The organism is uncultured Citricoccus sp. (assembly GCF_937871995.1).
GTDB lineage: Bacteria > Actinomycetota > Actinomycetes > Actinomycetales > Micrococcaceae > Citricoccus.
This window is the reverse complement of sequence record NZ_CALMQR010000032.1, coordinates 17638-31064: the sequence shown is the minus strand read 5'-3', so window position 1 is coordinate 31064 and position 13427 is coordinate 17638. Positions and strand designations below refer to the sequence as shown.

At 72.1% G+C, this 13427-nt stretch carries 10 protein-coding genes; 3 read left to right on the top strand and 7 right to left on the bottom strand.

The genetic code is table 11. From position 1 onward, the window contains the following. Positions 1 to 12: 12 nt before the first annotated feature. Together Q0283_RS03035 and Q0283_RS03030 are read right to left on the bottom strand one after the other, a co-directional pair. Positions 13 to 1131 (bottom strand): ABC transporter permease, encoded by a 1119-nt coding sequence (locus Q0283_RS03035; RefSeq protein WP_183529994.1) that lies wholly within the window; start codon positions 1129 to 1131, stop codon positions 13 to 15. After that, complete coding sequence (locus tag Q0283_RS03030) at positions 1131 to 2261, bottom strand: ABC transporter ATP-binding protein (RefSeq protein ID WP_183529996.1); 1131 nt, start codon at positions 2259 to 2261, stop codon at positions 1131 to 1133. Before Q0283_RS03030 ends, Q0283_RS03035 begins: the two co-directional genes overlap by 1 nt. Before the next feature lie 310 nt (positions 2262 to 2571). Between Q0283_RS03030 and Q0283_RS03025 the strand changes: the two genes are divergently transcribed. Beyond that, positions 2572 to 3858, top strand: coding sequence for an aspartate kinase (locus Q0283_RS03025; RefSeq protein ID WP_183529998.1), 1287 nt, complete (start codon positions 2572 to 2574; stop codon positions 3856 to 3858). A 72-nt stretch (positions 3859 to 3930) separates the two neighbouring features. Here the strand turns inward: Q0283_RS03025 and Q0283_RS03020 are convergent, their stop codons facing one another. After that, complete coding sequence (locus Q0283_RS03020; RefSeq protein ID WP_298042830.1) at positions 3931 to 7035, bottom strand: S8 family serine peptidase; 3105 nt, start codon at positions 7033 to 7035, stop codon at positions 3931 to 3933. A gap of 321 nt (positions 7036 to 7356) precedes the next feature. Here Q0283_RS03020 and Q0283_RS03015 point away from each other — a divergent pair, with 321 nt between their 5' ends. Then, the gene (locus Q0283_RS03015) at positions 7357 to 8400 is read left to right on the top strand and encodes a 3-methyladenine DNA glycosylase (RefSeq protein ID WP_183530002.1); all 1044 of its coding nucleotides are present in this window, start codon (positions 7357 to 7359) and stop codon (positions 8398 to 8400) included. Positions 8401 to 8407: 7 nt separating this feature from the next. Here Q0283_RS03015 and Q0283_RS03010 read toward each other — a convergent pair whose 3' ends face one another. Then, on the bottom strand, positions 8408 to 9100 hold the full coding sequence (locus Q0283_RS03010) for a response regulator (RefSeq protein WP_298042826.1): 693 nt from the start codon (positions 9098 to 9100) through the stop codon (positions 8408 to 8410). Continuing rightward, the gene (locus Q0283_RS03005; RefSeq protein WP_298042823.1) at positions 9097 to 10863 is read right to left on the bottom strand and encodes a sensor histidine kinase; all 1767 of its coding nucleotides are present in this window, start codon (positions 10861 to 10863) and stop codon (positions 9097 to 9099) included. Before Q0283_RS03005 ends, Q0283_RS03010 begins: the two co-directional genes overlap by 4 nt. Before the next feature lie 232 nt (positions 10864 to 11095). On the opposite strand from Q0283_RS03005, the gene Q0283_RS03000 reads away from it, so the two are divergent. Continuing rightward, on the top strand, positions 11096 to 12538 hold the full coding sequence (locus tag Q0283_RS03000) for a CitMHS family transporter (RefSeq protein ID WP_298042820.1): 1443 nt from the start codon (positions 11096 to 11098) through the stop codon (positions 12536 to 12538). A 38-nt stretch (positions 12539 to 12576) separates the two neighbouring features. On the opposite strand, the gene Q0283_RS02995 is transcribed toward Q0283_RS03000, so the two are convergent. After that, positions 12577 to 13038, bottom strand: a complete 462-nt coding sequence (locus Q0283_RS02995) for a YchJ family protein (RefSeq protein WP_183530010.1) — start codon at positions 13036 to 13038, stop codon at positions 12577 to 12579. Beyond that, positions 13028 to 13312, bottom strand: coding sequence for a hypothetical protein (locus Q0283_RS02990; protein ID WP_298042815.1), 285 nt, complete (start codon positions 13310 to 13312; stop codon positions 13028 to 13030). The genes Q0283_RS02995 and Q0283_RS02990 overlap by 11 nt, the downstream gene beginning before the upstream one ends. Between the last annotated feature and the right edge of the window lie 115 nt (positions 13313 to 13427).

The following is a 13427-nucleotide window of genomic DNA, read 5'->3' as shown; positions in this document are numbered from 1 at the left end:
GCCGGCCCTCGGTCAGGCCACCCGGTGGCCCCGCGGCAGACGGGCCGCGGGGGTGCTCAGGCGGAAGCGGCCCCACGCGAGCAGCCCGCCGGCCACCACGCACTGCAGGCCCAGGCCCAGGGGCCAGACGGGCGTGCCGCGCCAGGCCTCCTCGTCCCCCGGTTCCGCCGGCTCACCGTGCGCGCACAGCACGTTCATCTCGGGTGGCCGCTGCAGGTACCGCACCCCGAACGAGATGGTGGTCATCACCCCGTCCGGCGCCCAGGTGTCCGGGTCGTCGGCATCGTAGGGGACCCGGGCCGGCGTCGGCACGGCGTCGGAGACCACCACGAACGGGTTGGCGGCGAGCACCCAGTACGTCGTCCGGGTGTCGTAGGCGGTCTGCGGGACCAGCGGCCCGAAGCAGGTCTCGGGCCCCTCCGGGGCGACCTCGCCCTCGGCCACGGCCCACCGGGGGTTGTTCGCCGGGATCGTCGTCTGGGTCAGGGGCATGGTGAGCGCGAAGGACACCAGCGTGCCGAAGGTGAACAGGGCCACCAGCAGGTAGGTGACCACCACCGCGAACAGGGTACGGTCCGCCACCGCGGACGCCGCGGTGCCGACCGCGCAGACGACGCCCAGCTCGACCGCCACCATCGCCACGAAGACCACCAGGCCGGAGACGTCCAGGCCGCCCATGGACATGGCCACCACGATGTACGGCAGCGCCGTGGCCAGGAAGGCCAGCGCGGCGATCCAGGACGCCAGCCACTTGCCCAGCAGCAACTGGCCCGGCGTCAGCAGGGTCACCTGCATCACCGCGAGCGTCCCCCCGGACCGGCCTCCGCTGATCGTGCTGGCGGACACCGCCGGGGCCACGAGCAGGCCGAAGAACAGCACGAAGCCGACGACGGCCTCGAACACGAAGCGGCCCGCGCCCGGCCCGACCGGTTCCTCGGCGGAGAGCACGTTGAAGCTGGCGAACGCGCCCCAGGTCACCAGGCCGATGACCACGAACCAGACCGCCAGCATGATGAACCAGGTGTGCGAGCGCAGCCGCTGCTGCACGTCCATCCGCACCACCGTGGCCAGCGCCGGTCCCCAGCCCAGTCTGGCGCTGCCGTCCTGCACGAGCCCGTCGACCCGGGACATCACCGGTCCTCCCCCCTGCCGGCGCGCCACGACGCGCGGTTCGCACCGCCGCTCGCACCGCTGTCCGTCCCGACGGCGTCCGTCCCGGGCGCTCCCGGCCGCACGTCGTCGTCCACGCCGGCGCCGGGCGCGGGCGGTGCGACGGAGCGCATCCGGTCCAGTTCCAGGTACGCCGTCTCCAGCCGGGAGGCCTCCGGCGTGAACGCGACGACGCGGACGCCCTCCCCGACCAGGGTGGACAGCAGGTCCGCGGCCTCCTCGGCCGAGCTCACCTCCACGCTGACCGAGTCCTCGCGCCTGCCCGGTTGCCGCCGGTACGCCACCGAGTAGCGTTCCAGCACGGGCAGCAGGTGACAGACGTCCAGGGCGGTGATGAGGTACCGGCCCCCGGTGGCACCGTCACCGCTCAGGTCCTCGACCCGGACGGTGCGGCCGTCCTGTATGAACACGGCCACGTCCGCCATCTCGTCCAGTTCGGAGAGCACGTGGGAGGAGACGAGGATCGTCTTGCCGGCCGCCGCCATCTGCCGCAGGTCGTCCCGCAACCGGACCCGGGATCCCGGGTCCAGCCCGGAGGCCGGTTCGTCCAGCAGCAGGACCTGGGGCTCGTGGATGACGGCCCGCGCCAGGGACAGTCGCTGCTGCTGGCCCCTGGAGAGCACCCGCGCCGGCTCGTCGGCGAGGGTGCTCAGCTCCTGCCACTCCAGCAGCTGCCCCGACCGGGAGCGCACGACGTCCCGGTCGAGCCCGTAGAGCCGACCCATCATCTCGAGGATCTCCCGGGCGGTCAGCGCGTCCCACACCCCCAGGGTGTCCGGCATCCAGCCCGTGCGGCGGCGGACCCCGGCCGGGTCCTGGGCGGGGTCCGCTCCCGCGATCCGGACGGAACCGGCGTCGGGCCGCAGCAGGGAGGCCAGCACCAGCATCAGCGTGGTCTTGCCCGATCCGTTGGGCCCCACCAGGGCCGTGATCGTCCCGGGCGGGGCCATCAGGTCCACCCCCCGCAGTGCCCGGACCGACTTGAACCGGCGCGTCACGCCGGTGGCGGTGATGCCCGACGGCGGCGCGTCCGGCGGCAGCCCCGTCGCCGCCGGCGGTCCGGACTCGTCGGTGCCACCGGGAGTCGTCATGGCACCATCGTGCGGTACGGGGGGTCGGGCGGCAAGGACAGGGCCGGGACCGCACTCCGGCGTGCACTACGCGGGCCGGTACGCGGTCGGCACGGGTCCGGCACGTGGTCGATGCGGGTCCGCCACGCGGCCGGCGCGGGCCGGCACGTGACCGGTGCTGGTGCGGCACGTGGTCGGGCGGGCCCCTCGGCCGCGTGGTGCTCTACCGCCTCGTTCATGGTCGGAACCGGGTCCATGACCCCCCGTAGACTAGGGCGCAGCCGACCGACAGCCCGCGCCCCGCGGGCCCGACCCCTACCCAAGGAACCGCATGAGCCTGATCGTCCAGAAGTACGGAGGATCCTCCGTTGCCGACGCCGATGGAATCCTGCGCGTGGCCAGACGCGTGGTCGAGACCCAGCAGGCCGGCCACCAGGTCGTCGTCGTGGTCTCGGCCATGGGCGACACCACGGACGAGCTGCTGGACCTGTCCGAGAAGATCAACATCGACCCGCCGGCCCGCGAGATGGACATCCTGCTCTCCGCGGGAGAGCGCATCTCGATGTCCCTGCTGGCCATGGGCATCCACTCGCTCGGGTCCACCGCACGCTCCTTCACCGGGTCCCAGGCGGGGATGTTCACCGATTCCCTGCACGGCCAGGCACGCATCATCGACGTCTCCCCGAACCGCGTGAAGGACGCCGTGGACGAGGGCAACATCGCCATCGTGGCCGGATTCCAGGGGATGAGCCGGGAGTCCCGGGACATCACCACCATGGGCCGCGGCGGCTCGGACACCACGGCCGTGGCCCTCGCCGCAGCCCTGGGCGCCGACGTCTGCGAGATCTACACGGACGTCGACGGCGTCTACACCGCCGACCCGCGCGTGGTCCCGTCCGCGCGGAAGATCGACGAGATCAGTTCCGAGGACATGCTGGAGATGGCAGCCTCCGGATCCAAGATCCTGCACCTGCGCTGCGTGGAGTACGCCCGCCGATTCGGCGTGCCGCTGCACGTGCGCTCGTCGTTCAGTCACAACGAGGGCACCTGGGTGCGTCCCAACCCTGAAGACATCATCACCATCGAGGAAGGCGAACCCATGGAACAGCCGATCGTCTCCGGCGTCGCCCACGACCGGTCCGAGGGCAAGATCACCGTCTACGGCGTCCCGGACGTCCCGGGCAAGGCCGCGGAGGTCTTCAACGTGATCGCCTCCGCCAACGTGAACATCGACATGATCGTCCAGAACGTCCCGCGGGTGGAGACCGGACGTTCGGACATCTCCTTCACCCTGCCGATCACCGAGGGCAAGCAGGCCACCGAGGCCCTGCGCGCGGCCCAGGACGAGATCGGCTTCGAGGACATCCTGCTGAACCCGCACATCGGCAAGCTCTCCCTCGTGGGCGGCGGCATGCGCTCGAATCCCGGCGTCTCCGCCCGGTTCTTCGAGGCCCTGCACCAGGCCGGGGTGAACATCGACATGATCTCCACCTCGGAGATCCGCATCTCGATCATCACCCGCGAGGACATGCTGGACACGGCCGTGCGGGCCGTCCACCAGGCCTTCAACCTCGACGCGGACGAAGAGGCCACGGTCTACGGCGGCACCGGCCGCTGAGCACGACTGACACGGCAGGGCCCCGGACCGATCGGTCCGGGGCCCTGCCGTCTTCACCGGTTCAGGGGCGGGTCACCGCTCCTTCACGAGGTCGGTCAGCGGTGCCTGCTCGACGTCCTCCGGGGTCAGCACGGTGCCGGCCGAGTCCGTCACCGCGGCCTTGCCCTCCGGGCCCACGGTCACCGAGACGGCGGTGGCGGTCCCCGGGACCCAGGAGATGAGCCCGTGCCAGGTCCCTTCCGTCAGCCCGTCCCAGGAGGCGGTCACCGTGGTGTCCTCACCCTGGGTCAGGGCCACCTGGTCCTCGGAGAGGCTCAGGTTGCCGGCATCACCCTGGGTCTTCACCGTGCTCAGCGTGGCGGGGGTGGCTGCCACGTCCGGGGACGAGTACAGGTTCGAGACCACGTAGTAGGTGCCCGGGGCCGGGTCGCTCAGCGTCAGCTGCTCAGAGGCGGAGGCGGTGGCGACCTGCAGGGTCCGGTTGTCCGGGGTGATCACGAACATGTCCCAGTCGGCGGCCTCGTCACCGGACTGCAGGTGCCAGCTGACGGTGGTGGTGCCCGGTTCGACCGTGGTCGCGGACAGCTGGTTCGAGGCGTCGGTGGCGCCCTTCAGCGGACCCGGCACCTTGGCGAAGACCTCGTCGGCGGACTTGCCCAGGCCCAGGACGGTCGGCTCCACGGTGGCGGTGATGCCACCGGTCAGCGTGACCTCAGCCGATCCCTCGGCCCCGGTGCCCTCGATCGCCCGATCGGCGGCCACGTCCACGGCCCGCAGCGTCACCGGGGAGGTGACGTCCGGGGAGCGCCTCTTGCCGCCGGACCACGTCAGGGAACCGTGCTGCCAGGTGTTCGCCGGTGCACCGTCCCGGGTGAAGGTGACCTTCACCGTGGCCGACCTGCCCTTCTTGAGGTTCAGCGTCGCCGGGGAGGCGGTCACCGTGAACCCGGGGACGTCCGCGGAGAAGGACCAACGGCCGTTCTCCGTGGCCGTCAGGGTCCGGGTCACGGTGGCCGAGCCGGCCACGTCGGAGACGGCGTAGGACGGGACGTTGACGTCCCGGGCGGCGATCTTGCCGTTCAGGAACCTGTTCCAGTGCCGGTCGTTCGAGTCGTAGACCAGGCCCGGGGCGGCCATCGCCTGGGGGTCCGCGGAGCCGGCACCGGTGGCGAAGTTGTCCAGGTTGGCGGAACCGTCAGCGTTGTACACGTCCTGGGTGGAGGTCATCATGGCCGACTTGACGGCCATCGGTGACCACCTCGGGTGCTTCCCGTACATCAGCGCGGCCATGCCGGCCAGGTTCGGGGCCGCCATGGAGGTCCCGGACATCAGGCCGTACTCGTTGCCGTTGTAGTTCGGGTCCAGCGGGGAGACACCGGCGATGACGTTGACGCCCGGTGCGGCGATGTCCGGCTTCAGCAGGTCGGAGTTGACCGCGTTGGACGGACCGCGCGAGGAGAACCCGGCGATCTGCGGGACCGGCTGGGCCTCCAGCCCGGTGGTGTCACCGGGGACGAGGGTGGCCTTGAGGTCCGTCGTGGCCACGAGCTGGCGGACGGACTCATCGGAGGTGTGCACCGTGGGGACGGAGTGCAGGTCGGCATCCTCGGAGCCCCCGCCGACGTTGACGAGGATCATGCCCACGCCACCGGCCTCGGCCACGGCCTTGGACTTGTCCACGCGAGCCGTCACGCCACGGTCGCACAGCACGATCTTGCCGGCGGCCGCCTCGGGGTCCAGGGCGCCCACGGCGCAGAGCCGCGCGTCCTCGGCCGCGGCACCGGCCTTGGCGATCTCGCTCGAGAGCACGACGTCGGCCGGACCGGCCCCCTCGACCATGGACGAGACACCGCGGACCTTGGTGCCGTCCTCGAACTCCACGGTGCCCGTCAGTTCGTTGGAGAACGTCTGGGCGGCCACCGAGGTCAGCCACGGGGCGGAGTGGTTGACCGTGTTGGCGGCGGGTCCGGAGTTACCGGCGGAGGCGGAGACGAAGATGCCCGCCGCCGCCGCGGATTTGAAGGCCAGGGACACGGGGTCCACCACCGAGGTGTTGTTGCCGGAGATGGAGTAGTTCAGCACGTCCACGTTGTCCACGATGGCCTGCTCGATCGCCTGCACGGAGGCGGAGGAGTAGCAGCCACCGGTGTCCGGGTCGGTGTCCTCCCAGCAGATCTTGTAGACGGACACCTTGGCCTCGGGCGCCACGCCGGAGCCCTCACCGTAGTCGCCGCCGTTCATGACCTGGTCCACGCCGTCGTTGCCCGCCGCGGTGGTGGCGGTGTGGGTGCCGTGGGAGCTGATGTCGATCGGGGACAGCCGCTCGTTGGGGTCGCGCTTGTCGACGGGGACGAAGCGCTCGAAGTCCTCCGAGTAGTACCGCGCCGAGAGCACCTTGGAGTTGCACTCCTGTCCGGTGAAGTCCTGACCGGGCTCGCACTCACCCCGGAAGGTGGTGCCGTCGGACTTGAGCATGGCGATCCCGCCGTCGGCGGTCAGGTACGGCTCCCCCACCCTCGGCTTCTTCCGGCCCGGCAGCGCCTTGACCGGATCGCCCGCCAGCATGTCCTGGTCCGGGAAGTAACCGGTGTCGATCACGCCGACCACCACGCCCTTGCCCGCGTTCTTGACGCCCCTGTAGGTGTCCTTCCAGGTGCCCTTCCGGCCCGGCAGGTCGAGGAACTCCACGGAGGAGTAGTCCGGGGCCGCCTGCGTGTTCTCGGCCACGCCGAGCACGTCCGGGTGACGCGAGATCTCCAGGGCCTGCTCGGCGGTGAGGTCCGCCGTGAAGGCGTTCAGCGCCACGGAGAAGGACTGGTCCACCTCGACGTCCTCCGCCGCCGCGACCTTCTCCTGCTTGCCCTCCAGGAACTGCTCGTACTTGCGCACGTGGGCCGAGTTCGGGTTGAAGACACCCTTCGGGGCGGCCGTCGGCGCGAGGTCGTCCTCACCGCCCGTGTAGGTCAGGGCGGGGTCGTCCTTGAGGACGACGAAGTACTTGCCGTCCTTGTACTCCTGCACCGCCGACTGCAGCACGGAGTCCACCGAACCGGCGTCGAGGCCGCCGGCATCGGGCGCGGCCTGGGCGCCGGGGAGCAGGAACGAACCGGCCACGAGGGGCAGTCCGGCCGCGAAGGCCGTGAGCGAGCGGCGCCGGCCTCTGGATTTCTCTGACATGTGGCTTGGCCTTCCTCACCAAGGTGCGAACCGGGCACGATCATGCCCGGCTGGTCCTGTCGCCGGGGAATGCGCCTGCTCCGCGAGACGGGCACGGGGCCCCGGGGCGCACATGGAGACGGTGGAAGTGATGCCGACCACAGGATGGGGATGACTGAAGATTACCTGAGTCCGTGGGCCCGGCGGAAGGCTTGAAACACATCTTTTACAGGGGACGATGCGTCATGGCCGCTTGTCGGGCCCGCCTTCCGTCCTGTCCGGGCTTCCCTCTCGTTCCGTCCGGCCCCCCGGGCGCACCCCTCCAGCGACTACTCTGGAAGGGTGCCCCCTCCCCGCCTCGATGGCCTGTCCGTGCTGCCCCCGCAGCAGTGGCGGAGCCGCGCGGAGTCCCACCGGCAGCGCATCAGCGCCTACACCGCACCCCTGAGGGACCTGCACTCGGCGGGGGTCCGGCACCCGGTGCACGACTTCCTCTTCTCCTACTACTCGCTCACCCCGGGTGCCCTCGAACGCTGGCACCCGGGGGCCGGCGTCGTGCTGGCCGCAGGCCCCGGGGCCGGGACCCCGGGAGAGGCCGCACGGCCCGATGCCGGCCCCGCCCCGGGCCCTCCGCCGCACCCCGATCGCGGGGAGGCCCCCGATGCGGCCCCCGGCGCGGCCCCCGCGGGCGCCTCAGGCGGCTGGCGCTTCTACCGGTGGATCGATCCACGCCCCGGACTGCCGTCGGGTGGCTGGACGGTCGACGTGGGGGCATTCCTCGACCGGCGCGGGTCGATGGTCGAGTTCGCCCACCGGATCCTGGGGGCCACCGTGCGGCGGCCGGCCCGGCTCGCGTGCTTCGGCCTGCACGAGTGGGCCATGGCCTATCGGTCGGAGGTCCACGGAGTGCGGCACTCCACGGTCCCCCTGCGGCTGGGCGCCGAGGGGACCAACGAGGTGGTCGAGCGGAACCGGATCTCCTGCACGCACTTCGACGCCTTCCGCTTCTACGCCCCCGAGGCCGCGCCGTTGAACGAGCTGCAGCCCACCCGGGCCACCCAGGTCGACCTGGAGCAGCCCGGCTGCCTGCACGCGAACATGGACCTCTACAAGTGGAGCTACAAGCTGCTGCCGGTGCTCAGTTCGGACCTCGTGGCCGACTGCTTCGAGCTGGCCTGGCGGATCCGGACCATGGACATGCGTGCCTCCCCCTACGACCTGGCCGACTGGGGCCTGGAGCCGATCCGGATCGAGACGCCGGCAGGCCGCGCGGAATACGTGCGGCACCAGCGCGGATTCGCGGAGGAGTCCACCGTCCTCCGCCGCCGGCTCCTGGAGGCCTTGACCGCCCTGGAGGACGTCCGGGCCCCGGGTGATCGCCCGTGAGGCCCGTTCAGCCCCGGGCGATCGGGTCCAGGGGGCCGTAGCGGTGCTCCGGCCGGCCCCGGGCACCGTAGCGCAGCCCCAGGTTGACCTGGCCCGTCTGCGCCAGGTGGGAGAGGTACCGCTGGGCCGTGGCACGGGAGATCCCGACGGCCTCCGCCACCTCCATCACGGTCAGGTCCTCGACGGCACCGTTGACGGTCTCCAGCACCGACTGCTCCGTGGTGGCGGCCGCCGACGGCGGGGCCTGTTCGGCCTCGGCCAGCAGGACGCGGCGTGCCCGGTCGATCGCCACCTGGTCGTGGGTCCCGGCCGCCAGCAACCGCCGGTACCGGGCGTAGGGCCGCAGCCGGTCCGCGAGCGCCTTCTCCTCGAACGGCTTGACCAGGTAGGCGAGCGCGCCGCGGCGCAGGGCCGTCCGGACGGATTCCCCCTCGCCGGAGGCGCTGAGGACGAAGGCGTCCACGTCCAGCGCCGTGAGCAGGTCCAGCCCGGAGACGTGGGGCAGGTATAGGTCCAGCAGCACCAGGTCAGGCGTGGTGTCCGCGACCGTCCGGACCACCATCCGGGCGTCGTTCACCGGCGGCAGGGCCGTGAAGCCGGGCACCGCGTCCACATAGCCGGCGTGCAGGGAGGCGACCCGGAAGTCGTCGTCCACCACCAGCACCCGGAAATCGCCTCCGCGGTCCTGCAGTCCCGTCATCGCTGAGCCTCCTTCGGCGTCGCCCGTCCCGGTGACGGTTCGGAGACCGCCAGCACCCCCGGGAGCCGGGCGCAGAACAGGGCCCCGGCGCCGTCCGTGGTGCCGGGTTCAGCCAACCACACATCCCCTCCGCGCTGGCGTGCCAGCCTGCGCGCCAGGGACAGTCCCATCCCGTGGCCGTGGGCCTCGTGCTCCCCGGCCTCCCGGGTGGTGGTCCCGGCGGCGAAGATGTCCAGCCCCGCGGGCACCCCGCCGCCGGAGTCCGCGACGGCCAGGTGCAGGGTGTCGCCGTCACCCAGCAGGTCGACCTCGACCCAGGGACGCCCGGGGGCCTCCACAGCTTGCCCGGTGGGCGGGTCCCCACCCGGGGCCTGGCGTTCCAGCGCGGCGCGGACGGCATTGTCCAGGAGGTTGCCGAGCACCGCCGTGGCGTCCTGCGGATCGACCACGGTCTGCCAGAACGAGGTCTCATCCCCGACCCGGATCTCCACCCCGAGTTCGTGGGCTTGCACGCCCTTGGCCCCGAGGAAGGCCCGCAGGAAGGTGTCCTGCACCGCCTCGATCCCGGGCACGGGGTCACGGACCGGTCCGGAGTCGATGACCTGCTGCAGGAACTCCCGTGCCTCCTCGAGATGGCCCGCGGACAGCAGGCCGGAGAGGGCGTGCAGACGGTTGGCGAACTCATGCCGTTGCGCCCGCAGGGCGGAGGCCATGGTCTCGACGGCGTCGAGCCGGCTGCCGAGGGCCTCCACGGCCGTCGTGTCCCGCAGCATCACCACCGCCCCCAGGTCGACGTCGCCTCGCCGCACCGGGACCACGGAGGCGATCATGGAGGACTCACCCACCGACAGGCGCAACCCGGTGGACGGGGTGGCGGGGTCCAGGGCGGTGGCGACGGCTCCCGTCAGCGTCGGCGGCAGTCCGGCCTCGTCGTAGCGCCGGCCCACCACGTCGTCCCGGTCGGTGCGGTGCGGCAGGCCCAGGAGGAGCCGCGCGGCCTTGTTGCGGACGGTGATGACGCCCTCGGGACTGACGCCGATCACCCCGTCCTGCACCCCGTAGAGGACGGCTGCCTGGTCCCGTGCCGAGGCGGCGATCTCCTCGGGCTCCAGCCCGAGGGTGAGCCGGCGCAGGCGACGCTGCAGGGAGACGGAGGACACCGCGGCCAGCACCAGGCCGCCCAGCCCCACGACGGCCACGGACGCGGCGGCCTGGCGGACGTCACCCGCCACGGCGGCCACGGATACCCCGACGCTGATCTCTCCCGTCACGCGAGAGCCGTCCGGGGACCAGACGGGGACCTTGGCGCGCAGGGACTCGCCGAGGGTGCCGCGCTCGGTGGACGTGTCCTCGACCCCGGACAGCGCCACCGGGTCCGTGCTGACCCGCTGGCCGATCAGGTCCGGGTTGGGATGGGCCAGGCGCAGCCCCCGGTCCTCGGTGGCGATCACGAACAGGGCCCCGGTGCGCTGGCGGATCTCCTCGAGGGAGGACTGCAGCGGGCCGGCGGCGAGCGCGCGGGTGTCCAGGGCGTCCTCGTCCGCCTGCTCGGCCACGAGCTCGCGCACCTCCGGGATGGAGGCCACCGTGCGGGCGATCCCCAGGGCCTCCTGCTGCGCCTGGTCGTGGATGCGCCGGGTCGTGAGCCAGCCGATGGCCAGCAGGCAGATGACCAGCGTGCCGGCCACGGCGGCGAACAGGAGCGCCGTCATCCGCCCGGAGAAGGATCCGCGGGGACGGCGGGACTCGCGCGTGGTGCTCACGCCCCCACTGTAGGACCCGGCGGCAGCGCCGCGACCGGCCCCTGCCCACCGCCCCCGGCATCCACGGCGCGTGAGCACAATGAGCGCAATGCGTGGAATGGGTTGATTCCCCGTTAGCGAGCAGAAGGGCGTTCCGTGGGCTGCGTCACCGTAGGGTGACTGCGAATCGCGGCCCCGTGTCGCCCGTCACACCCGCCGGCGTCCGCCGGCCCTCCCCGAACCAGGAGTTCCCATGCTCGTCCTGCTGGGCTTCGCGATGGTGGCCACGTTCATGGTCCTCATCATGACGAAGCGGATGACGCCCCTGCTGGCGCTGATCCTCGTCCCCACCATCTTCGGCCTGTTCACCGGTGCCGGCCTCGGACTGGGGGACATGATCCTCGAAGCCATCGGCCAGATGGCCCCCACGGCCGCCCTGCTGATGTTCGCCATCGCCTACTTCGGCATCATGATCGACGTCGGCCTGTTCGACCGGTTGGTGAACTGGATCGTGCGCGTGGTGGGCCACGACCCCGCCAAGGTGGTCATGGGCACCGCCCTGCTGACGGCCGTCATCTCCCTGGACGGGGACGGTTCCACCACGTTCATCGTCGTCACCGCCGCCCTGCTGCCCGTCTACCACCGGCTGGGCCTGAGCCCGGTGGTGCTGACCTGCGTGGCCGGGCTGACCAACGGCACCCTGAACATCGTTCCCTGGGGCGGACCCACCGTGCGCGCGGCGGCGGCCCTGAACGTGGACGCAGCCGAGATCTTCGTCCCCATGATCCCCTCGCTGCTGGTGGGCCTGGCCGTGGTCTTCGCCTTCTCCTGGCTGCTGGGCCTGTCCGAGCGGCGCCGCCTGCGCCGTGACGACCCCGAGCGCTGGTCCGGCCCCGGTGTCCCCGCCGGGACCTCGACCGGTGGACCCGGCGGCCAGCTCGTCCCGGCGGGGGCACCCGCCGGGACGCCGGGCACCTCCCGCGCGCCGTCCGGCGTCGGGCTCCTGGAACGCACCGTGACCGAGACCGCCCCGGAAATGTCCGGGACCGCTCTGGACCCGGAGCGCGAGACCCTGCGACCGCGGCTGTTCGTGTTCAACCTCGTGCTGACCGTGGCCATCATGGTGCTGCTGGTGGCGGACATCGTGCCCCTGGCCTACCTGTTCATGATCGGCACCGCCGTCGCCCTGCTGGTGAACTTCCCGAACGTCAGGAAGCAGGCCGAGGTGCTGGGCAACCACTCCTCCTCGATCGTGGCCGTGGTGTCCATGGTGTTCGCCGCCGCCGTGCTCACCGGCGTGCTCTCCGGCACCGGCATGGTGGAGGCCATGTCCCAGTGGCTCGTGGACGTCATCCCGGACTCGATGGGACCGATCCTCGCGGTGCTCACCGGGCTGATCTCCATCCCCGCCACGTTCTTCATGAGCAACGACGCCTTCTACTTCGGCATCCTGCCGGTACTGGCCGAGACCGGTGCGCACTACGGGATCCCCGCCGTGGACATGGCCCGGGCCTCCGTCACCGGGCAGCCCGTGCACATGCAGTCCCCCCTGGTCCCCGCGATCCTGCTGCTGGTCTCCATGGCCAAGGTGGACCTGGGCGACCACCACAAGAAGGTCCTCTGGCGGGCCTGCATCGTCTCACTGGCCATGCTGGCCTCGGGCGTGGCCTTCGGGGTCATCGGCATCTACGGCTGAGCGACGCGCTCCCGGCCACCGCGCAGGGGCCGGGAGACTCAGCTGACGTCGCCGTCGTAGTAGAGCCAGGTGCCCTCGCGGCGCACGAACCGGGACGTCTCCTGCTGGGTCCGCCGGCCCGCGGGGGTCCGGAAGTGCGCCGTGAAACGCACCGTGCCCGCATGGTCGAACGGCCCGCCGCCGGAGGTCTCCTCGACGTCGAGGCGAAGCCAGTCCAGGTCCTCGTCCGGTCCCGCCCCGGGGGCGTCGAGCGCCAGCGACGCCGGCCGGGTCTCCGGCGCCCAGCTCGCCAGCAGGTACCGCTCGGCCTCGGGGAACTCGCCCTCGGAGGCCAGCGCGAACGCCGAGTAGCGCGAGCGCATCAGGGCCTCCGCCGTGGGCGCCGACAGGATGCCGTGCGCGGCGAACCGTGCGTGGAAGCGGCCGCAGCAGGACCCGTAGAGCTCTCCGGTGCCGCAGGGGCAGCGGCGCGCTGCCAGCTCCTGGGTGTCAGCGGCCATCGTCATCCACGGTGGCCCGGACCGCCACCTGCCCCGAGGGGGCGGTGGTGCCGGAACCGGCCCGGCGTCCCGTCCCCGCCGCTGCACCCGGCTGCTCCGCGGTCTTCGTGGCCAGCTGCCGCACCGTCGCCCGGGACCTGCGCACCGACCAGGTGATCGCGATCCCCGCGGCCACCAGTGCGGCGGCCATGGCGGCCGGCAGCACCGATACCCCGTCGGCCCCGGTCATCCGTGCTTCTGCGCGGTCTCGTCCGCGGTCCCTGCTCTGCCCCATGGGCCCAGCGTAGGCCGGGGCCCCGGCCGGCCGGAACAGCGGGACCCCGGCGGGGGACGGTGGCGGGGCTGCGGGTCACGTCACCCTTCCTTCCCGCGGGGGCGGCCCGCGGCGA

Excerpts from the sequence above, each read along its gene's own strand:
- Q0283_RS03035 (WP_183529994.1), bottom strand. The coding sequence starts at position 1,131 with ATGTCCCGGGTCGACGGGCTCGTGCAGGACGGCAGCGCCAGACTGGGC.
- Q0283_RS03030 (WP_183529996.1), bottom strand. The coding sequence starts at position 2,261 with ATGACGACTCCCGGTGGCACCGACGAGTCCGGACCGCCGGCGGCGACG.
- Q0283_RS03025 (WP_183529998.1), top strand. The coding sequence starts at position 2,572 with ATGAGCCTGATCGTCCAGAAGTACGGAGGATCCTCCGTTGCCGACGCC.
- Q0283_RS03020 (WP_298042830.1), bottom strand. The coding sequence starts at position 7,035 with ATGTCAGAGAAATCCAGAGGCCGGCGCCGCTCGCTCACGGCCTTCGCG.
- Q0283_RS03010 (WP_298042826.1), bottom strand. The coding sequence starts at position 9,100 with ATGACGGGACTGCAGGACCGCGGAGGCGATTTCCGGGTGCTGGTGGTG.
- Q0283_RS03000 (WP_298042820.1), top strand. The coding sequence starts at position 11,096 with ATGCTCGTCCTGCTGGGCTTCGCGATGGTGGCCACGTTCATGGTCCTC.
- Q0283_RS02995 (WP_183530010.1), bottom strand. The coding sequence starts at position 13,038 with ATGGCCGCTGACACCCAGGAGCTGGCAGCGCGCCGCTGCCCCTGCGGC.
- Q0283_RS02990 (WP_298042815.1), bottom strand. The coding sequence starts at position 13,312 with ATGGGGCAGAGCAGGGACCGCGGACGAGACCGCGCAGAAGCACGGATG.